Origin of the sequence: Micromonospora palythoicola (assembly GCF_036689795.1) — a bacterium.
GTDB classification, from domain to species: domain Bacteria; phylum Actinomycetota; class Actinomycetes; order Mycobacteriales; family Micromonosporaceae; genus Micromonospora; species Micromonospora palythoicola.
Window position 1 is genome coordinate 1 of the sequence record NZ_JBAGKI010000044.1, and the last position, 19,095, is coordinate 19,095.

Below are 19,095 nucleotides of genomic sequence, written 5' to 3' on the forward strand. Positions count from 1 at the left end.
CTCGTCGTGCTTGCGGTGGCGATGGTTTGAAGGCGGTGGCGGGCACGACGGCGATGGTGGTGGCCGGCGGATGTGGCTCGGGCTCACCGGGCTTCCGCCAATTGACCCGGGCGGGATACCCGGTCTGCTATGCCAGGGCCTCTCGGTCGATCCACGCCGCGGCGGTCGGCGTGGCGGTGAGGCAGACGGTCCAGCCGTCCTGTTGCAGCAACTCGATCAGCTCACCGATCCGCAGTACGGGAGGTGCGGCGCAGACGACCAGGGCGAGCACCCGGCCTTCGGTCATTCGCGGGCCCCTGCCGCCGACGAGGCCGGCGGGCGAGGCAAGTCTGTCGTCAGGACCAGGAACTCCGGCGCGTTCTCCCAGCTCGGCCGCAGTCGAGCCTGCTGTGTCCAGCCCCACGAGTCGTAGGCCCGCTGGGCGATCGTGTTGTCGGGACGGACGAGCAGGGTGGCGCGCTGCTCGGTACGGCCACTCAGCAGTCGGTCGTGCAGTGTTCGCGCCACACCCAGGCGTCGCCAGTTGGCCCGTACCAGCAGCTCGCTGATCGCAAAGGTCCGCCGCCCGTTCTCGTCGGTGAACCCGGCGGGCACGTCACCCCTCACGCCCTCCCACCAGCGGGTCTGCGGCGGAAGCGGGAATCCGTAGATGTAGCCAACCATCTCCCCGTCGACAACGGCGGTGACGAGCTGCCACCCGATGCGTTCCCGGTGTGCGCCGAGCTGGCGACGGTAGCGGTCCTCGCTGTAGAACTCACCCTCGTCGGCGTGCACCTCCAGGTAGAGGCCCACGAGTTCGTCGACGAGCTTTTCGGCCTCATCGGCGGCGTCGGTCTGTAGTACGAGGTTGGCGATCATCGTGTCACCTGCTGGTCGTATGCGCGTGTGAACTGTTGGACGGCGGCGGTCGGACGCTCCAGCCGGCCGAGGTTCGCCCTGACTCCGGCCAGGTGTCTTGCTACCCGCTGGGAACGCAGCATGCTCACGGCGGGCAGCGCGTCCAGCGCCATCCGGGCCGCCTGGTTGACGTCGCCCTGCTGCCGGGTCGCATCGATCAGGTGGACGGAATACAGGAGCTGGTTGCGCCGGTGTGCCGGGGATGGATCTGTGGTGACCACTCGAAAAGCGTCCGCTGCGCGCCCTGGCTGGCCGAGGCAAAGGTAGGAGAGCCCGCGAATGCCCTGGACCTCCTGGTTGTTGACGAAGTGCACGAAACCCTGGTCGTCATCGTGTGGGCCGCGGTCCAACTCGTGGCGGGCCTTGGCCATGGCCCGCTCGTAGCCGCTCGCATCATTCAGCACAGCGAACGTGTGCGCCCGCCGGAGATGCAGGAGGCTCCGCAGGCGAGGAGTGGCCCACCCGGCGGACGTCCGTAGCGCCGCCTCGGCGCAGTGCAGGGATTCAATCGGCTGTGCCTCGCGCATGAGCAACGCGAGGTGGGTCAGCGCGCGAACCTCGACCTGCGGATCGTCGGCGATCCGTGCTCGAGTGATCGCCTCGTTGAGATATGGCCGGGCGGTGGCTCGTCGCTCCGAGTCGATCGCCAGCCAGGCAGCTTCAACCGCGAGGTCGGCGAGCGCGCTTTGCAACGCATCTCCCACCTCACGGCTGTACCGGGCGTTGGCGGCCCAGCTCAACAGGCGGGAGTGCACTTGGACGGCGACGTCGCAGAGCTCGTTGGCGCCTACGGCGGCGTCGGCCTGGCGTAGTTCGTTGACGAGGGTGCAGGCAACGCGAACCTGTTCCATACCGATCGTGGAAGGCGGGTCGACGAACTCCGCCAACAACTCCCGGTGTGCCGCAGATGTCACACCGGCCAGAGCGGCCAGCGTGCTGAACTGTCGGCGGTCCGTGGTGACCACCTCCTCAGTCGGTGCTGCATTGACGAGATGGTTTAGCTCGTTCGGCCAAGACCCGACGACCGGTCCGGGAAGCGGCTGCCCCGCCGTGACCGATGAAGGCTCTGCGGCGACCCCGGTCGGCGTCGTGGGTAGAGCGAACCATAAAAGTTTCGCCGGTAGGCGTAGCAGCTGTGCCCAATGCGTCAGACGGTCAAGGTGCACCACGGGCGGGCCGTTCTCGATCCGGCTGAGCTGCGCCTGGGTGATGCCCAACCAGTCCGCTACGGCGACCTGCGGCAGTGGGTTCCGACCGTGGTACGGGTGATGCCGGTACGCCCGGATCACCCGCCCGAGATGTCGTTGCGCCAGCGCGTCACGTACCGGCTCGTGCTCCCAGAATGACGACGGTACCGGCGGCGGCACGCTCAGCCTGTTGCGTTCGGCCGCGTGGCAGGGTGCGCAGCGTCCACTGTCGTTGTCCCGCGCCAGGCGGCTGCCACATCGAGGGCATTTCGCATGTCTCACCGGCGACCTCGCTGTTCGCGGTCGGCTGTGTCGATTGCGCTCAGTTGAGCCTATCTATTCAACCCGTCAGGGCGGACTGCGATATGCGCGCTACGTATATCGATCATCGGTGGGCTGAGGACCGCCGGAGTGAGTGCCGAAGCAGCGTCCGTCAGCGAGATGGCCATCAGTCAGACGTCAACGCTCAGTGCAGCAATCAGATGCGAGGTGTGCATGTCGACTACTTCACCCACGTCATACGGCTCGCCCTGCTGATCCACAAATCTGCCAGACATGGCCCGGGGCGGGTGCTGGGCTCCGGTGGTGCCGACCCCCGACGGTGCGCCGTCTTCGCCCGCCTCGGTGCCACACCACACGGCAGGGGAGGGACATGGATTCGATCGACGAGGTGCTCGGCGAGCTGCCGATGCCGCCGTACGTGACCGCCGAGGACGTCGGTTTCGCCGTGAAGGCGGTGACCGTGCACGCTGCGGAGCAGTGGCCCGAGGGGCCACGTTGCCGAAACGACCGCGCGCCGCATCCGTGCCGGCTGCACCGGTGGGGGCGGCGGGTGTTGGACCGGCGCGGCCTCAGCGATCGGCAGGTGCGGGCGCTCATCGTCGAGCAGGAGGCACCGCGGCGATGATCTACCGGTCCGGGGAACGCCTCCAAGCTCACCACGTACGTGCCGCCGAGTTTGACAGGCGCTGGCGGGGCCTGGACCCCGCCCAGGTGCACGCCTACCTCGACAGGGTCGCCGACGAGATCGACAGCCTGCACCGTGAGCTGACGACTGCGAACACCGAGTCGGAGCGGATCCGGCAGGCGTTGCGGCAGTGGCAGTCCCGGCACGCCGACTGCCGGCAGGGCGTATCCCGGCACGCCGGCTGTCGGCAGACAAACTACGACTACCCCACGGGGGAACGGCGGTGAGCCGCGAGGCGGTGACCCGTTGGCTGCGGCTGGTCGAGGCGGACGCCGAGCTGTCGGGGTACCTCATCGGGGTTGATCGGGATCGGCTCGCCGCGCACCTGGCCCGGCAGCTCGCGGCCGGCGGACCGGCCCTGGACGGCTGGCCGGGACTGCCGGAGGCGCAGCGGCGGCGGGCCGCCGACTACCTGGCCGGGGTTCTCTCCGCCCGCGACCACCCGGTCATCGACGAGGCCGCCGCACGTTTCCGGGCCGAGCTGCGCTGCCCGGGGCTGCTGCCGGAGCGGGCGACGGCGCTCGTCGTCGCCGCGCTGGCCCGGCTGGTCGGTGGCGGCGGTGACCGAGCCGGCCGGTTGGCGTTGCTGGCGGTGCTCGGCCGGGTCCACCGCCGGTACCGGCTGCGCCGCGAACACGGCCCGCTGATCGGTGCCGCGTTGGCACCTGTGGCACCACGACTGTGCCCGCAACCGGTCGGCTGGGAGCGACGGTGGCGGCGGGCCTGGGCGCTTGTCGAGCGCGCCGCCGGGCGGATGGGCGACGGGCCGGCGTTCTGGCCGGCCGAGGTGGTCGGCCGCGACCTGGCCGCCGAGGGCATCGCCATCCTGACGGTACGCCCGTGGCGGCGGCTGCCGTTCCGACCCGGCCAGGCGGTGCCAGTCTGCGTGCCGCAGCACCCCGGCCGGTGGCGCTGGTACTGCCCGGCGAACGCCCCACGCCCCGACGGCACCGTCGAGCTGCACGTCCGCGCGGTCCCCGCCGGCACCGTCTCCCACACCCTCGTCCATGAGGTGCGTCCCGGCGACCTGCTCCACCTCGGCCCACCCGTCGACATCGGCCTCAGCCTGCCCACCACTGCGGAGCCGTCCGGGGATCTGTTGCTGGTGGCCGGTGGCACCGGGCTGGCCCCGCTGCGCGCCCTGGTCGAGCAGGTAGCCGCCGCGCCGGCCGGTCGCCGGGTGACGCTTGTCGTCGGCGTACGCACCGTGGCCGACCTCTACGACGCGATCACCCTCGACAAGCTCGATCAGGCCCATTCCTGGCTGAGAGTCGTTCCGGCCTTCTCCCATGACCCATTCGTCGATCCGGCCGAACAGGGCGACGCCCTGACCGTCGCGCTCGACCACTACCGCTCCGGCCAGCAGGTTCACGTCTGCGGACCGTCCGCGATGCTCGTCCCTGCACAGAAGAGGCTCAGCACCGCAGGCATACCCGTCGACCGGATCCACCTGCCCGCGATTTGGTGAGGGCGGACGATCGGGGCTGTTACTGGTATCGACAGATGTGAGACCTTGTATCGGTCAGTGACCGCCTCGATACAAGGGGTGATTGGCGTGGGGGTTGATGACGAGCCGTCAGGATGGTCGGTCGAGAAGTTCGGCCCTGACCTGGTCCGTGACCTGCGGGCGCGGATACCCAAGGCGCTCCAGCGGGCCGTCGAGCTGGCCCAGAACGCACGGGAGGCGTCGGCGTTGGCCACGGATCATGCCTTCGGTCCGACCCGCTGGAAGCAGCAGTACGAGTCGCTGCACGAGCACCTCCGGGACCTGCCAGATGTGCAGGACGTGCATCCACCCGGCGCGCAGGTACGCGTCACCATCTGCCGTAACCATCTGCTGTTGCCCTGGATGTACGCCAAGCGCCGCGGTCTCGACATGCGGCGCGTCCGGGGGCGGCTCAAGAACCATCTTGTGCGCGACCTGCTGATCCTCTTCGGTCCGGCGCCTGGCTACGACGAGCCGACCCTGCCAGGCATGCCCGAGACTCCGGACGAGGCCCGCGACCGGAGCCTGCTGCGCGCGGCCATTGAGGAACTCACCCCGCAGCCCAGGACGCTGCTTGTCGGCTTCGCCTGCAACTCGGACGAAGGGCTGCTCGGCGTCTCCTGGGGTGAAGCCGCTCTCGCTCCTGGTGGTGGGCTGGACTGGGGACCGGTCGAAGAGCTGTTCCGGCTCGCCTGAGCGTTCTGCGTGATGTGCTGGCCGCGCCGGGGCCGGCGACAGCTCACGCGTCTGTGTCGCCGTACTCGCGGATGTCGTTGACGTCGAGGGTGATCCGGCTGTTGTCGGCCCACTCGCCGGTGGCCTGCTGCCAGCTGCGGTCGTCGCGCTCGTCGATCGCCGACCAGTTCGGCCGGTGGTGGCGGAGGTAGATGGGGCCGGTCGACTCGCCAGGGGCCAGCTCCCCGCCGGTGAAGGTCAGCTCGATCCAGCCGGGGATCGGGGTGCCGGGCGGCGGGAAGACCGTCGGGGTGGGCGTCGGAGTCCGTGGCAGCGGCGACGTGGTCGTCGCGGGTGCCATTGACGATCCCGAGGCGGGCGGCGATGGCGCAGTCGGCGGTGGCGAGACCGGCGGGCCCGGCGGCAGGGGTGGCGGGAAGTACTGGATGTGGCGGTGCACGTTGGCGCAACCGATCGCCGCCCAGTCGCAGTTGGTGACCAGCGAGGTGTTCCCACCCTCGAACGTCAGGTGGTAGCGGATCCGCACGTCCGCCAGGTCCAGCGGGGCGGTGCCCGTGTTGACGACCTGGAGAACGTGCTGGATCTGGTTGTCCGTCGGTGACCAGCTCAGGTTGCGGTAGCTGACCCGCGCCTTCCCGTACGCGGTGCGGACCGGGGTCACCGGCGAGTCGAGGGAGTAGCCGGCGTTGGTGTACGCCCACACGGTGAGCCGATATTCCGTGCCGGGCGCGAGATCCGTGAGCGTGAGGTCGGTGCCGGTGGTGGTGCCGAGGCTGCGGTACACGTTGGGGCCCAGCCACGCCCGGACCTCGTGCTGGATGGGCATTGCGCCCGGCTCGCCGATCCAGGTCGACGGCGACCAGGTCAGGGTGAGCCGGTGTGGCTCGTTGGCCACCACCACAGGGGCGCCGGGAGTGGTCAGCACCGGATCGTCGGCCGCGTGGGCGACGGCGGCGCCGGACAGCCCGAGCACGATGCCGAGGACGGCGACGAGGGTGACCCGACGAGCACTCATGGTGCGCATGCTAGGTAACAGCATGCATGGATATCAATGGCCCGGGTCGCGGTCCCGCTCGGCTCAGACCCCTGGCCTTGGCGTGGCGCCGATCTGGGCGACGAGGAAGTCGAGCCGCTCGGCCTGGCCGTTCGGGGGGATGCGCCCGCTCTCGGTCAGGGCGGCTATGCCGTGCAGTGCGCTCCAGGTGATCTCGGCGAACAGTTCGCGTCGCTGATTGTCCGGGTGGAAGCAGCTCACGAACTCGCCGAAGGCGGCACGCAATGGCGGTGGCGTCTCGGCGTGCGCGAACTTCACGTCGGTTGGCAGCATGAACATGGCCTGGTAGAGGGCGGGCTGCTCGGTTGCGAATTCCAGGTAGGCGCGGCAGACGGCGTGCAGCGCCGCAGGCGGCGTGGGGTCGGTGAGCCGGGCGCGGCGCAGGCGGGTCGCGAGTTCGCCGAAGCCTTCGAGGGCGACGGCCCGCATGATGTCGTCCTTGCCGGTGAAGTGGCTGTAGAGCACCGGCTGGCTGTACTCGACGCGTTCGGCGAGCCGCCGCGTTGTCACTGCCTCCCACCCTTCGGCCTCGGCGAGTTCGCGGGCGGCCGTGATGATCAGCTGGTGGCGCTGGGCGCGTTCGCGTTCGCGGCGTTCCGAGATGGCGGACATGGCCAAATACTAGCAGCGCTAGACATGCTGTCGACGGCAACGTATCGTCGCTACAACATCTAGCGCCGCTAGGGCCAAGCGAGGGGGAATTCGATGCTCAGCAACGTCGCCACTGTGCTCGCCGGACTGGTCGGTGTGGCCGTCAGCGTCATGGGCGCTCACGCCTTCTGGGCACCGCAGGGTGCGGTGGCTTTGGCATCCCCGACACCCCGACCGAGGACCGGGCCTTTCACGCCTGGCTGTCCGTCAAGGCCGTGCGGGACATCGCCGCGGGGCTCTTCATCCTCATCGTGGCGGTCGGCGGGACAACCCACCTGCTGGGCGGGCTCATGCTGGCCGCCACCCTCATCCCCATCGGCGACGCGCTGATCGTGTGGCGCAGCGGTGGGCCCAGGTCGGCCGTATTCGGCATCCATGGCGCTACCGCAGTGGTGATGCTGGCGATCAGCGTGCTCCTGCTCATCGCGTAACCGATCACGCTCGTCGCCGGGCCGGCCTCCCGATCGGGCGGTCGAAGCTGCGCGGCCGGTGCCCCTGCGGGTGAACCCCGACGCAATCCCGGGGCGTCAGGGAGTGACCAGAGCAAATTTCACTACTAGCGTCGGTCGAGCCTGGACAGACACATCTCGGGGGAGGATCTTCCATGCGCCACCACCACCAGCGTGCCGCCAAATGAGGCGCCGCCCGCTCGTCGCCGCGGCCACCGCCACCGTCCTGGTCGCCGCCGGCCTCGCCGTGACCGGCGGGACCGCCGTCGCGCACGGCGGCGGCTACTCGGCCCTGATCCAGCGGGCCTCGTACGGCGTACCGCACATCACCGCGCGCGACTTCGCCAGCCTCGGCTACGGCGTCGGGTACGCGCAGGCGGAGGACAACATCTGCCTGATCGCCGAGCAGATGGTCACCGTGAACGGCCAGCGGTCCCGCTGGTTCGGCGCGGACACCGACAACGTCGCCAGCGACCTGTTCCACCAGGAGGCGATCGACGACCGGGCCGCCGAGCGCTGGCTCGTCGGCCGGCGCGACGGCCTGAGCGCACCCTCCAACGAGGTACGCGACCAGATGCGCGGCTTCGCCGCCGGCTACAACGCCTACCTGCGGGGAGCGCGGAAGAAGATCAACGACCCGGCCTGCGCCGGGCAGGAGTGGGTGCGTCCGATCACCGAGTTGGACCTGTGGCGGGCCAACCGGGCCCGGATGGTCCGGGCCAGTTCCGGCGCGCTCGCCGACGGCATCGTCGTCGCCACGCCACCGGCTGCGGACGGCAGCGGCGCGAAGTTGAGCGCCCCGCGGGCGGAAGCCGTGGTCACCGCCCGCGACGGGGCGCCGGCCGGAGTGGGCAGCAACGCGTACGGTCTGGGACGCCGCGCCACCACAAGCGGCGCCGGCATGCTGCTGGCGAACCCGCACTTCCCGTGGGACGGCGACGAGCGCTTCTACCGGATGCGGCTGAAGGTGCCCGGCCGGTACGACGTGGAGGGCGCGGCCCTGATCGGCGATCCGCTCGTCGAGATCGGGCACAACGGCAAGGTCGCCTGGTCGCACACCGTCTCCACCGCCCGCCGCTTCGTCTGGCACCGGCTCACGCTGGTGCCCGGCGACCCGACGAGCTACCGCTACGACGGCCGGTCCCGGAAGATGGCGGCCCGCACGGTCACCGTCCGGACACCCGCCGGGCCGGTGAGCCGTACCCTCTACGACACCCACTTCGGCCCGGTCGTCGTGGTGCCGGGCCGCTTCGACTGGACCACCGACACGGCGTACGCGATCACCGACGTCAACGCCACGAACAACCGGGCGCTCGACGGCTGGCTCGCCATGGGCCGGGCGCGCTCGGTGGATGAGCTGCGGTCGGTGCTGGACCGGCGGCAGTTCCTGCCCTGGGTCAACGTCATCGCCGCCGACCGGCACGGACGGGCCCTCTACTCGGACCACTCCGTCGTGCCCCGGGTCACCGACTCCCTCGCCGCCGCGTGCATTCCAGCTTCCTTCCAAAGTCTGTACGCGACGAGCGGCCAGGCCGTCCTCGACGGCTCCCGCTCCTCGTGCGAGCTGGGTCGGGACCGCGACGCGGCGGTGCCCGGCATCCTCGGACCGGCGAACCTGCCCACGCTGGTCCGCGACGACTACGTGACGAACTCCAACGACAGCTACTGGCTGGCCAACCCCGCCCGCCCGCTCGTCGGGTACCCGCGCATCGTCGGCGACGAGCGGACCGTCCGCAGCCTGCGGACCCGGCTCGGCGTGCACCAGGTGCGGCAGCGGCTCGCCGGCACCGACGGGCTGCCCGGCCGGGGATTCACCACCGGCCGGCTGTGGGACGTGACGCTCGGCAACCGGGCGTACGGCGGCGAACTGGTCCGCGACGACCTGGTCCGGCTCTGCGAGGCCCAGCCGACGGCCACCGCCTCGGACGGCACCACGGTCGACCTGACGGCCGCCTGCGCCGCGCTCCGTGGCTGGGACCTCCGGGTCGACCTGGGCAGCCGGGGCTCGCACGTGTTCACCGAGTTCGCCCGGGCCGGTGGCCTGCGGTTCGCCGACCAGTTCGACCCGGCCGCCCCGCTGACCACGCCGAACCGGCTCGCCGTCGACGACCCGAGGGTCCGCACGGCGCTCGCCGACGCCGTGAAACTGCTCGGCGGTATCCCGTTGGACGCCCGCCTCGGCGACATCCAGACCGAACCACGCGGCGCGGAACGCATCCCCATCCACGGTGGCTGGCCGGAGGCCGGTGTCTTCAACATGATCATCAACCAGGTGCAGCCCGGCGTCGGCTACCCGAAGGTGCGGCACGGCACGTCGTACCTGATGGCCGTCGAGCTGGGCCGCCACGGGCCGTCGGGCCGGCAGCTGCTCACCTACTCGCAGTCGGCCAACCCGAACTCGCCCTGGTACGCCGACCAGACCCGGCTGTACTCGGCCAAGGGGTGGGACACCATCAAGTTCACCAAGCGGCAGCTACGGGCCGACCCGAACCTGGTCACCTACCGGGTGGGGGAGCGCCACCGCTGACCGACGGCGCTGACCCGGACGCCGGGTCGGGCTGTGGCGGGTCGCGAGTTGCGGCATGTTGGGCTTTCTGGTTCGCAGGAAGCCGCGAGATGCCGCATGTCGGGTGGCAGCTCGCGTCCTGCCGCCCGACCCCCTTGTCACGGAGCTGGCGGCTGGTAGGTGATGGGCAGCCGGACGGCGGCGTCGATCTCCGCCGTGGTCAGCAGCGGCACGATGCGGGCGTCGACACCACCCGCCGCCCGTACGGCGATGCCGAGCGCGGCGGCGGTCACGTTGTCCGGCACCTCGCAGAGCACGTACAGGTCGAACTGGCCGAACGCGTAGTACACCGCCTCGACCTGCCCACCGGCGTTCTCGATGAGGGCCTCGACCACCTCGGCCCGCGCCGTGCCGCCCTCCTTGGCCAACCCGGCCATGCCCGGAATCGTGTAGATCGCTGTGACCAGGAACTTCGCCACGCTGGCACCACCTCTCCCGCCGCCTGCCCGGCCTTGACCGCGTGCCGCGCCTACCCGTTTCCCGTCCGGTCACGCCTGGCGGCGCAGAGTCACCGTGGCAGTGCTCACAGAAAGCTCTGCTGGTCGCTAAACGGGCGGCGAAGTGTCGTTGGCGAGGGCTACTGTGCCGTGCGGGCTTCACCTCCGCCGTCGCGCCGGCCGATGGGCGCCACGTCGGCCACCACCGCTCGCCTTATGGGCAGTTCCAACAACGGGAGACCTCGTGACACAGCAATCTGTCGCGGCACCGCAGCCTGTTCCGACCTCGGACAGGCTCGACGCCGCGGTACTCAAGGTGGCCGGCGTCGTGGTGCTCGGTGCGCTCATGTCGATCCTCGACGTGACGGTGGTCAGCGTCGCCCTGCCGACGTTCCAGAGCGAGTTCGACGCCTCGTACGCCCGGGTGGCGTGGACGATGACCGGCTACACGCTCGCCCTGGCCACGGTCATCCCGCTCAGCGGGTGGGCCGCCGACCGGTTCGGCACCAAACGCCTCTACATGATCGCGCTGGCGCTGTTCACCATCGGCTCCGGCCTGTGCGCCACCGCCGACACCATCGGCCAGTTGATCACGTACCGGGTGTTGCAGGGTCTCGGCGGCGGCATGCTGATGCCGATCGGCATGGCGATCATGACGCGGGCGGCCGGGCCGAACCGGATCGGCCGGCTGATGGCGGTGCTCGGCATCCCGATGCTGCTCGGCCCGATCGGCGGCCCGATCCTGGGCGGCTGGCTGATCGACGTGGCGAGCTGGCACTGGATCTTCCTGATCAACCTGCCGATCGGCATCGTCGCGCTGGTGTACGCCCAGCTGGCCCTGCCGAAGGACAGCCCGCAGCCCTCCGAGTCGTTCGACTTCCTCGGCATGCTGATGCTCTCGCCGGGTCTCGCCCTCTTCCTGTACGGCGTCTCCACGCTGCCCGAGGCCGGGACCTTCGCCGACCCCGAGGTGTGGGGGCCGATGCTGGTCGGTGCCGCACTGGTGGTGGCGTTCGTCATCTACTCGTTCAAGCCCCGGCACCCGCTGCTCGACCTGCGGCTGTTCCGTAACCGCAGGCTGACCGTCGCGGCGTTGACCATGTTCGTCTTCATCATCGCGTTCATGGGTGCCGGCCTGCTGTTCCCGAGCTACTTCCTGCAGGTACGCGGTGAGTCGACGCTGCATGCCGGCCTGCTGATGGCTCCGCAGGGCCTCGGCGCCATGGTCACCATGCCGATCGCCGGCATGCTCGCCGACAAGGTGCCGGTCGGCCGGACGGTGCCGTTCGCGCTGCTGCTCATCCTCGCCGGCTTCTTCACCTTCACCCAGCTCGACGCCGACACCTCGTACGTGCTGCTCTGCGGCTCGCTGTTCGTGATGGGCCTCGGCATGGGCGGCACGATGATGCCGGTCATGACCTCGGCGCTCAAGACGCTGACCGGGCACGAGGTGGCCCGAGGGTCCACGCTGGTGAACATCCTCCAGCAGATCGGTGGATCAGTCGGCGCCGCGGTGATGTCGGTGATCCTGACCAACGAGCTGAACGGCTCCCGGCAGGTCCCCGGCCTGACCGACGAGAACGGCAATCCGGTCACCGAGGCCGGCCTGGCGATCGCCGCCCAGCAGCGGCCGGAGCTGGCACAGCAGATTCCCGACCCGTCGCTGATCGAGCGCGGGCTGGACTTCGCCGCCAACTCCTTCGCCACCACCTTCTGGGTGGCGTTCGCCCTGGTGGCGGCCACGTTCATCCCGGCCGCGTTCCTGCCTCGGCGCCGGGAACGGTCCCACCTGCTCGACGACCAGCCCGGAGATCAGCCGGGCGACCAGCCGAAGGTCCCGGTCATCGTCCACTGACCGCTCCGCCCGTCTCGACGGAGCCGGCCCGCCCGGGTCGGCTCCGCTTCGGCGTTACCGGCCCGCAGCTTGCGGCATGTCGGTTCCTCGGGGCCGTGGGAGGCCCCGACATGCCGCATCTCGTGCCTCGTCCCCGGCTGCGCGACGGCGTGGTGATGGGGTGCCGCTCCTCGGGCCCGGTCGGCTCGGGCGTGTCGGTGCTCGGCGTAGCGCCTCGCGGCTTGCGGCATGTTGGGCCTTCCCAGGAGCTGGAAGGCCCAACATGCCGCATGTCGTGTCGGGCGGCACCTGAAGTTGGTCCGCGCGTCCTGTCGGACGGGCAGGTCGGATGGGTGGCGGGCCGGCGGGACGGGCCGCTCGCGCTTTGCGGCATGCTGGGGCTTCCGGCGCGCGGGAGGCCGCGACATGCCGCATCTCGTGGCTGTCGCCGAGCGGGCGGGCGCGGGACAGGGCAGCTGGCGGTAGGGTGCGGCCGGTGGGGAAGATCGGATTGCCGCCGGAGCTGGTGGTGCCGCCGGGGGTCGAGGCCGAGCGCGTGATCACTGCCGTGCTGGCCGACCTGCGGTCCGGCGAGCACCGGGGCGTGGTGGTCGACTCGCCGCCGGGGGCCGGCAAGTCGACCCTGGTGGTACGGGCCGCCATCGAGCTGGCCACCGGTGGGTCGGGCGGTGCCGGGTTGGTCGACACCGGTTCGGGCGACACCGGGTCGGGCGGTACCGACTCGGGCAGCGGCGGATCGGGCGGTGGCGAACCGCTGATGATCATTGCGCAGACCAACGAGCAGGTCGATGACCTGATCGACCGGCTCGCCACGAAGGCGCCGCGGCTACGGATCGGGCGGCTGTCGGCGGGTGACTACCGGGCGTCGCCCCGGGTGCGGGCGCATCCGCAGGTCCGGGTCGCCGCGAAGGCCGCCGACCTGGCCGCCTCGGCCGTGGTGATCGGTACGGCCGCCAAGTGGGCCACGGTCACCGAGGGCTGCTGGCCGTGGGCGATCGTGGACGAGGCGTACCAGATGCGCTCGGACGCCCTGCTGCGCGTGGCCGGCAGGTTCGAACGCGCCCTGTTCGTGGGTGATCCGGGGCAGCTCGACCCGTTCTCCACCGTGGACAGTGGTCGGTGGGCGGGGTTGACCTGGGATCCGATGCAGTCGGCGGTGGCGGTGCTGCTGCGGCACAACCCGCACCTGCCGGTGCGTCGGCTGCCGGTCTCCTGGCGGCTGCCCGCCTCGGCGGCCCCGGTGGTGTCCCGCGCGTTCTACCCGTTCACCGGCTTCCGCGCCGGCACCGGCGCGGACGACCGGGCCCTGCACCTCACCGTGCCCGGGTCGGGTGACGCCGCCGACCGGGCGGTGGAGTCGGCCGCCGCCACCGGCTGGGCGCTGTACGAGCTGCCGGCCCGGCACACCCTGCGTACCGACGGGGAGGCCGCCGCCGCGTGCGCCGCGCTCGCGCTACGGGTGCTGCGGCGCGGGGCGGTCGCGGTCAGCGAGCAGGCGCCCGGTGGCGCGCCGGTCACCGCGGACCGGATCGCCGTCGGTGCCGCGCACCGCGACCAGGTCGCGGCCATCCGCGCCCGACTCGGCGAGGCCGGTGCGGACATCACCGTCGACACCGCCAACCGCCTTCAGGGCCGGGAGTACGACGTGACGATCGTGCTGCACCCGCTCTCCGGTCGGCGCGACGCGACCGCCTTCCACCTGGAGTCGGGACGGCTCTGCGTGCTCACCTCCCGGCACCGGCACGCCTGCCTGGTGGTGGCCCGCGCCGGCATCGGCGACCTGCTGGACGCCCACCCCTCGACCGAGGTGCCGCAACTTGACGTGCCGGTCCGGTTCCCCGACGGCTGGGAGGCCAACCAGGCCATCCTCGCCCACCTCGCCACGGTGCTTGCACCGCCGCGTTGACCAGCGGCGACGGCATGCAGGATGAACGGATTCACGCCGTCGTCGATCACCGGGATTCATGTCGGTGTCCCGATACAACGGCGGTTCAGATGATCTGTCGCCGTCGATAGCGTGGGGTGCCTAGGCCGTCGGAGAAAGGCGGACCATGACCTCCCCATCCGTTTCGTTGTCCCGGCGCGGGCTGCTCGCCGGCACCGCGGTCGCCTCGGCCGCGGCCGTCACCGCAACCGTGCTCACCCCATCCGCCGCGGCGGCCGTCCCGGTCCACCCGGCAGCGTCGGCGGTCGTCCGCGACGGGATCGCCACCGCACGACTGGCCGCCCCGGCGGCCCTGCAACCGGATCTGCACGAGCGGCTGGGCGCCTGGTTGGCGTTCTGGTCGGCGAACTCACCAGGTTCGTGGAGTGTCCCCGTCGAGGTGGTCGGCGCGGCCGACGCCGCCGGGGCGGCGTTCACCCTGCGCGCCATCCGGGTGGTGACGGCCGATCGGCCGTTCGCCGCGTTCCTCGCCGGCCGAGCCGACCACGCCCACCTGGGCACCCTGGCCAGCCTGCACCACCACTTCGGCCAGGTGAGCGCCGCCGCCGACGGTGGGCTGCGCGTGATCGACGGTGCGGCCGGGTTCACCGGCTCACCCGAGCAGGTCGCCTTCGCGGTCGCGGCGTGCCGCGAGCTGTGGGGCGTGCGTACCGCCGGTGCCGCCACCTGGCGGCACCAGGTGGGCCGTCTCGACGCCGCCTCCCGGTCCGGCTGGGCGGCCTTCACCAGGGCGGCCCTGCGGCGCGGGCTGCGTACCGACACCTACTGAACGAACCGGAGGAAACACCATGGCACGCCACGAGTTCCGCTTCGTGGTCGACGGCGTCGACCTGACATCCGAGCAGCAGAGCCAGATCGCCGGTGAGATCCAGAAGGCAGGTCTGGCCGCGCTCTCGGTCGCCGGTACCAAGCTCAGCAACCCGCTCGCCCTCGGCCACGCCAACCTGCGGCTGCGGCCCGAGTGGTACGGCCTGTGGGTGATCGACGGTCCGTTCGCCCAGGACCTCGGCGAGAAGATCAACGACATCGGCTTCTGGTTGCAGAAGTGACCCGACCGCCGCGGGGACCGGACGGGCCGGGGGAGCGGATGTGCCCGAGTACGCCCGCGGGCAACGCCACGGTCTTCCTCGGCATGATCACCCCGGCGGGCCGGGTCGCGTACGTGACCCCGGCCCTGCCCGCCGAGGTGGCCGTCGCCGCCGCGACGGAGGCCGACGTCGCGGTGGAGACCCGCTACCGGCTCGCCGGTCCCTGCGTCACCAGCCGGTGCGGCTTCTGGACCGGCGAGCACTGCGGGCTCGGCGAGCGCCTGGTCGCCTCGTACGCGCAGACCGTCGGCGAACCGGAGGTGGAACTGCCCCGCTGCGCCATCCGGCGCACCTGCCGCTGGTTCGCCGAACAGGGGCCGGCCGCCTGCGTCGCCTGCGCCCACGTGGTCACCGACGCGCGCTGAACCGGGACGGCACGGGGTGTCGGTCCGGTCGGCTACCGTCGGTTGCCATGAGCGTGCGGGCGGGCGGATTCATGATCGGGCGGGATCATCCGGCCGGTCTGTTGCGGGCCGAGGTCGACCGCGCCACCGCCAGCCACGGTGGGCTGGTCCTGGTCGCCGGTGAGCCCGGCATCGGCAAGACCACCCTGGTCACCGCCGCCGCCGACGAGGCCCGACGACAGGGTGCGTTGGTGCTCGGCGGCGCCTGCTGGGATTCGGCCAGCGCACCCGGCTACTGGCCGTGGACGCAGGTGTTGCGCCGGCTGCGCCGGTCGACGCAGGACTGGGCGGTGGCCCGGGAGTCGGCCGAGCCGGCGCTCGCCCTGCTGCTCGGCGAGGCGAGTTCACTGGTGCCGGCCACCGTCCACGGTGAGGGCAGCGTCCTGACGTCGGTTCGCGGCGAGGGTGACGCGGCCGAGCAGGAGGCGTTCGCCCTGCACGACGCGGTCACCACCGCGCTGGTCGCCGTCTCGCAGCGCCGGCCGGTCATGGTGATTCTCGACGACCTGCACTGGGCCGATCCGGCGTCGATGCGACTGCTGCGGTTCGCCGCCCAGCACACCTGGTTCGAGCGGCTGCTGCTCGTCGGCACCTATCGCGACGCCGAGGTGGAGGCCGCCGACCACCCGCTGCGGCCGTTGCTGATGTCGCTGGTGGCCAAGGCCACCTCGATAAGCCTCACCGGCCTCAGCCGTGACGACGTCGGCGAGCTGATGACCCGCACCGCCGGCCGGACACCCGATGCGCACTGCGTCGACGACGTGCACCGGCGCACCGGCGGCAACCCCTTCTTCGTGGAGCAGACCGCCCGGCTCTGGCACGCCGACGGCACGCTGGCCACCATTCCTCCCGGCGTACGGGAGGTGGTGCGGCGGCGGCTGGAGCATCTGCCCGCCATGGTGACCGACGCGCTCACCGTCGCCGCCGTGCTGGGCCGGGAGTTCCACGGGGAGGTGTTGGCGGCCGGTGTCGGCCTGCCCTCGCCCCGGGTCGGTGAGTTGCTGGAGGTCGCGGTCACCGCGCGACTGCTGCTCGGTCTGGGCGGCGACCGCTACGCCTTCGTGCACGACCTGGTCCGCGAGACGCTCTACGACGCGCTGACCGAGGACGACCGCGCAGCGCGGCACGCCGCCGTGGTGCGGGCCGTCGAGGAGCACGACACGCTGGGTCGGTTGCTGATCCCCGCGGATGTGGCCCGCCACGCGTGGCTGGCCGGTGCCCACCTGGACGCGTTCCGCGTCACCGAGCTGCTGCTCGACGCGGCACGGGACGCCAGGTGCCGGCTGGCGCTCGAGGAGTCGACCGTTCACCTCCGGCGGGCGCTTGAGGTGGTCCGGGACGACCTGCAGCGAGTGAAGATCATGACGGCGTTGACCGATCAGCTCTTCCACTGCGGTGCCCGGGAGGAGGCGCGCCAACTGCTCGGCGACGCCACCGCGCTGGCCCTGACGGTCGACGACCCGGTGACGCTGGCCCGGTTCGCGCTCAACGTGCGTCGCCACTGGCAGCTTGAGCCGATACCCGGCATCGACGGCGAGGCGCTGCTGCGGGAGGCGTACCGGCGGCTCATCGGCGAGCCCGACGACAGTGTCGGGGCGGCCGTCCTGGAAGCCGACCTGATCACCGCCACCGAGACGCTCGCCCGGTCGACGCGCGACGACGAGGCGCTCACCTTCAGCCTGTGGGTGCGACACGACTCCACCTGGGGATTGGGCACCGCCGCCGACCGGGCCGCCCTCACCGGCGAGATCCGCGACGTCGCCCGTCGCAACGGCGACCGGGAGACCGAGCTGTGGTCCACCTCGCTGCGCTGGGTGGCGTTGCTGGAACTCGGCGACCCGCACTATCTCGACGAACTCAACGCCTTCGTCACCGGTGGACGACAGACCGGCAAGTCCCGGCACCAGATGGCGGCGGCCATCGACGGCGGCATCATCGCCGCCTTCCGAGGCGACTTCGCCGGTGCCGACTCCTGCTACGCCGAGTTCGGTGAGCTGGACGAGTGGGAGCACTCCGACCATGCCTTCCTCGGTCATCACCTGCGCTGGGCGTTGTTGCTGCTGCGGGGCCGACTCGACGACGCCGACGCGTTGCTCGACGGGCTCGCCACGGCCGATCATCCGCAGCTCGGTCTGCTGCGGGCGATCACCGCCGCCGAACGCGGCGACCATCGCACGGCGGCCGACCTCACCGCGGAACTCGAAGCCGCGGGCACCCAATTCGCCGGGTCGATCTCGCCGATGTGGTTGCGGTTGCGCGCCCAGGCCACGGTCGCCGATCCGACCCGCTGCGCCGAGGTGCGTCAGGCGCTGCTGCCGTATCGGGGCCAGTGGCTCGTCTCGCTGTACGGCTGCGACCTCAGCGGTCCGGTGGATCACTGGCTCGCCGTGGTCGACGCCGCCGAGGGGCGTTGGGACGACGCCGTCGCCGGTTTCTCCGCCGCCCGCGCCGAAGCTGACCGGATGGGTGCCCGGCCGTGGTCGCTGATCGCCCGGACCGCGCTGGTCGACGCGCTGACCGCCCGGGCTGGGCCTGACGACGCCACGATCGCCGCCGCCCTGCGTACCGAGGCTGGGCGCGAGGCCCGCGACCTCGACATGCCGCAGGTCCTGGCCCGACTCGCCGCCGTCGTGCCGGTCGTGCCGGCCACCGCGAGGCGCGCCGGGGCGGGACGGGTGGACGGTCCGGCCACGACAGGCGGAGGGACGGCCGGCGCGGGCACAGCGGCCGGCCCGGTGGTGGCGGGAGCGACCGCCGCCGGGTGGGCGTCGGGCGCGACGGCCGTGGCTCCGGTGCCCGCCGCGACGACCGGCACTGGTGCGGTGGGCCCGGCGTACGAGTTCCGGCGCGACGGGGCCGTCTGGCGGCTCACCTTCGACGGCAGCACGGTCCATCTACCCGACGCCAAGGGGCTGCACGACCTGCGCCTGCTGCTCGGCCGTCCCGGCGTCGACGTGCCCGCCGTCGAGATGCTCGATCCGGCCGCCGGGCCGGAACTCGTCGCCGCTCGCAGGATGGGCGGCGATCAGGTGCTCGACGACGAGGCGAAGAGCCGCTACCGGCGTCACCTGGAGCGGCTCGACGACGAGATCGACCTGGCGGCTGGGCGTGGCGACGATGCCAGGGTGGCGGCGCTGGACGCCGAGCGGCAGGCGCTCATCGACCAGTTGCGGGCCGCCGCCGGGCTGGCCGGCCGGACCCGTCGGCTTGGTGACGAGGCGGAACGGGCCCGCAAGACGGTAACCGCCCGCATCCGCGACACGCTCCGCCGCCTCGACCAGCGCCACCCACCCCTCGCCACCCACCTACGCGCCACCATCTCCACCGGCGCCGCCTGCCGCTACCTCCCACCCACCCCCCTCCCCTGGCACCTCTGACCAGGAGCGATCTTGGTCCGAAAGCGCCCTCCGAGG

The 19,095-nt window shown here is 71.6% G+C and carries 19 protein-coding genes; 13 read left to right on the forward strand and 6 right to left on the reverse strand.

Annotated features, from left to right (window positions below):
* Positions 1-127 precede the first annotated feature (127 nt).
* Genes V5O40_RS19025 through V5O40_RS19035 form a run of 3 tightly spaced genes read right to left on the reverse strand, consistent with a single transcriptional unit; the run spans position 128 to position 1,862 of the window.
* Complete coding sequence (locus V5O40_RS19025) at positions 128-286, reverse strand: hypothetical protein (protein WP_332906714.1); 159 nt, start codon at positions 284-286, stop codon at positions 128-130.
* Complete coding sequence (locus tag V5O40_RS19030; RefSeq protein WP_332906715.1) at positions 283-858, reverse strand: GNAT family N-acetyltransferase; 576 nt, start codon at positions 856-858, stop codon at positions 283-285. Before V5O40_RS19030 ends, V5O40_RS19025 begins: the two co-directional genes overlap by 4 nt.
* Positions 855-1,862 carry a hypothetical protein gene (locus V5O40_RS19035; RefSeq protein ID WP_332906716.1) on the reverse strand — a complete coding sequence of 336 codons (1,008 nt, stop codon included), beginning with the start codon at positions 1,860-1,862 and terminating at the stop codon, positions 855-857. Before V5O40_RS19035 ends, V5O40_RS19030 begins: the two co-directional genes overlap by 4 nt.
* Before the next feature lie 177 nt (positions 1,863-2,039).
* Here V5O40_RS19035 and V5O40_RS19040 point away from each other — a divergent pair, with 177 nt between their 5' ends.
* The 5 genes from V5O40_RS19040 to V5O40_RS19060 all read left to right on the forward strand — a co-directional run bounded on the left by V5O40_RS19040 (position 2,040) and on the right by V5O40_RS19060 (position 5,233).
* The gene (locus V5O40_RS19040; protein ID WP_332906717.1) at positions 2,040-2,243 is read left to right on the forward strand and encodes a hypothetical protein; all 204 of its coding nucleotides are present in this window, start codon (positions 2,040-2,042) and stop codon (positions 2,241-2,243) included.
* Positions 2,244-2,736: 493 nt separating this feature from the next.
* A complete protein-coding gene (locus tag V5O40_RS19045) occupies positions 2,737-2,991 on the forward strand; it encodes a hypothetical protein (RefSeq protein ID WP_332906718.1) in 255 nt (84 codons plus the stop codon).
* Positions 2,988-3,278 (forward strand): DivIVA domain-containing protein, encoded by a 291-nt coding sequence (locus V5O40_RS19050; RefSeq protein WP_332906719.1) that lies wholly within the window; start codon positions 2,988-2,990, stop codon positions 3,276-3,278. Before V5O40_RS19045 ends, V5O40_RS19050 begins: the two co-directional genes overlap by 4 nt.
* Positions 3,275-4,519, forward strand: a complete 1,245-nt coding sequence (locus V5O40_RS19055; protein WP_332906720.1) for an FAD-binding oxidoreductase — start codon at positions 3,275-3,277, stop codon at positions 4,517-4,519. The genes V5O40_RS19050 and V5O40_RS19055 overlap by 4 nt, the downstream gene beginning before the upstream one ends.
* A gap of 87 nt (positions 4,520-4,606) precedes the next feature.
* Complete coding sequence (locus tag V5O40_RS19060; protein ID WP_332906721.1) at positions 4,607-5,233, forward strand: hypothetical protein; 627 nt, start codon at positions 4,607-4,609, stop codon at positions 5,231-5,233.
* A 43-nt stretch (positions 5,234-5,276) separates the two neighbouring features.
* Here V5O40_RS19060 and V5O40_RS19065 read toward each other — a convergent pair whose 3' ends face one another.
* Together V5O40_RS19065 and V5O40_RS19070 are read right to left on the reverse strand one after the other, a co-directional pair.
* On the reverse strand, positions 5,277-6,248 hold the full coding sequence (locus V5O40_RS19065) for a cellulose binding domain-containing protein (RefSeq protein WP_332906722.1): 972 nt from the start codon (positions 6,246-6,248) through the stop codon (positions 5,277-5,279).
* Positions 6,249-6,311: 63 nt separating this feature from the next.
* Entirely contained in the window at positions 6,312-6,899 is a 588-nt protein-coding gene (locus V5O40_RS19070) for a TetR/AcrR family transcriptional regulator (protein WP_332906723.1), read from the reverse strand.
* A 197-nt stretch (positions 6,900-7,096) separates the two neighbouring features.
* Between V5O40_RS19070 and V5O40_RS19075 the strand changes: the two genes are divergently transcribed.
* Together V5O40_RS19075 and V5O40_RS19080 are read left to right on the forward strand one after the other, a co-directional pair.
* Entirely contained in the window at positions 7,097-7,369 is a 273-nt protein-coding gene (locus tag V5O40_RS19075; RefSeq protein ID WP_332906762.1) for a DUF4267 domain-containing protein, read from the forward strand.
* A 202-nt stretch (positions 7,370-7,571) separates the two neighbouring features.
* Positions 7,572-9,914: an acylase gene (locus V5O40_RS19080; RefSeq protein WP_332906724.1), complete on the forward strand. Its 2,343-nt coding sequence runs from the start codon at positions 7,572-7,574 to the stop codon at positions 9,912-9,914.
* 137 nt (positions 9,915-10,051) lie between these two features.
* Here the strand turns inward: V5O40_RS19080 and V5O40_RS19085 are convergent, their stop codons facing one another.
* Complete coding sequence (locus V5O40_RS19085) at positions 10,052-10,330, reverse strand: GYD domain-containing protein (protein WP_408631909.1); 279 nt, start codon at positions 10,328-10,330, stop codon at positions 10,052-10,054.
* A gap of 304 nt (positions 10,331-10,634) precedes the next feature.
* Here V5O40_RS19085 and V5O40_RS19090 point away from each other — a divergent pair, with 304 nt between their 5' ends.
* From V5O40_RS19090 to V5O40_RS19115, 6 genes are all read left to right on the forward strand, one after another.
* Positions 10,635-12,245, forward strand: coding sequence for a DHA2 family efflux MFS transporter permease subunit (locus V5O40_RS19090; RefSeq protein ID WP_332906726.1), 1,611 nt, complete (start codon positions 10,635-10,637; stop codon positions 12,243-12,245).
* Positions 12,246-12,720: 475 nt separating this feature from the next.
* On the forward strand, positions 12,721-14,151 hold the full coding sequence (locus V5O40_RS19095; protein WP_332906727.1) for an AAA domain-containing protein: 1,431 nt from the start codon (positions 12,721-12,723) through the stop codon (positions 14,149-14,151).
* 145 nt (positions 14,152-14,296) lie between these two features.
* Positions 14,297-14,959: a hypothetical protein gene (locus tag V5O40_RS19100; protein ID WP_332906728.1), complete on the forward strand. Its 663-nt coding sequence runs from the start codon at positions 14,297-14,299 to the stop codon at positions 14,957-14,959.
* A gap of 19 nt (positions 14,960-14,978) precedes the next feature.
* Positions 14,979-15,239, forward strand: a complete 261-nt coding sequence (locus V5O40_RS19105) for a hypothetical protein (protein ID WP_093401959.1) — start codon at positions 14,979-14,981, stop codon at positions 15,237-15,239.
* Complete coding sequence (locus V5O40_RS19110; RefSeq protein WP_332906729.1) at positions 15,236-15,643, forward strand: hypothetical protein; 408 nt, start codon at positions 15,236-15,238, stop codon at positions 15,641-15,643. The genes V5O40_RS19105 and V5O40_RS19110 overlap by 4 nt, the downstream gene beginning before the upstream one ends.
* Before the next feature lie 47 nt (positions 15,644-15,690).
* The gene (locus V5O40_RS19115) at positions 15,691-19,059 is read left to right on the forward strand and encodes an ATP-binding protein (protein WP_332906730.1); all 3,369 of its coding nucleotides are present in this window, start codon (positions 15,691-15,693) and stop codon (positions 19,057-19,059) included.
* The last annotated feature ends 36 nt before the right edge of the window (positions 19,060-19,095 follow it).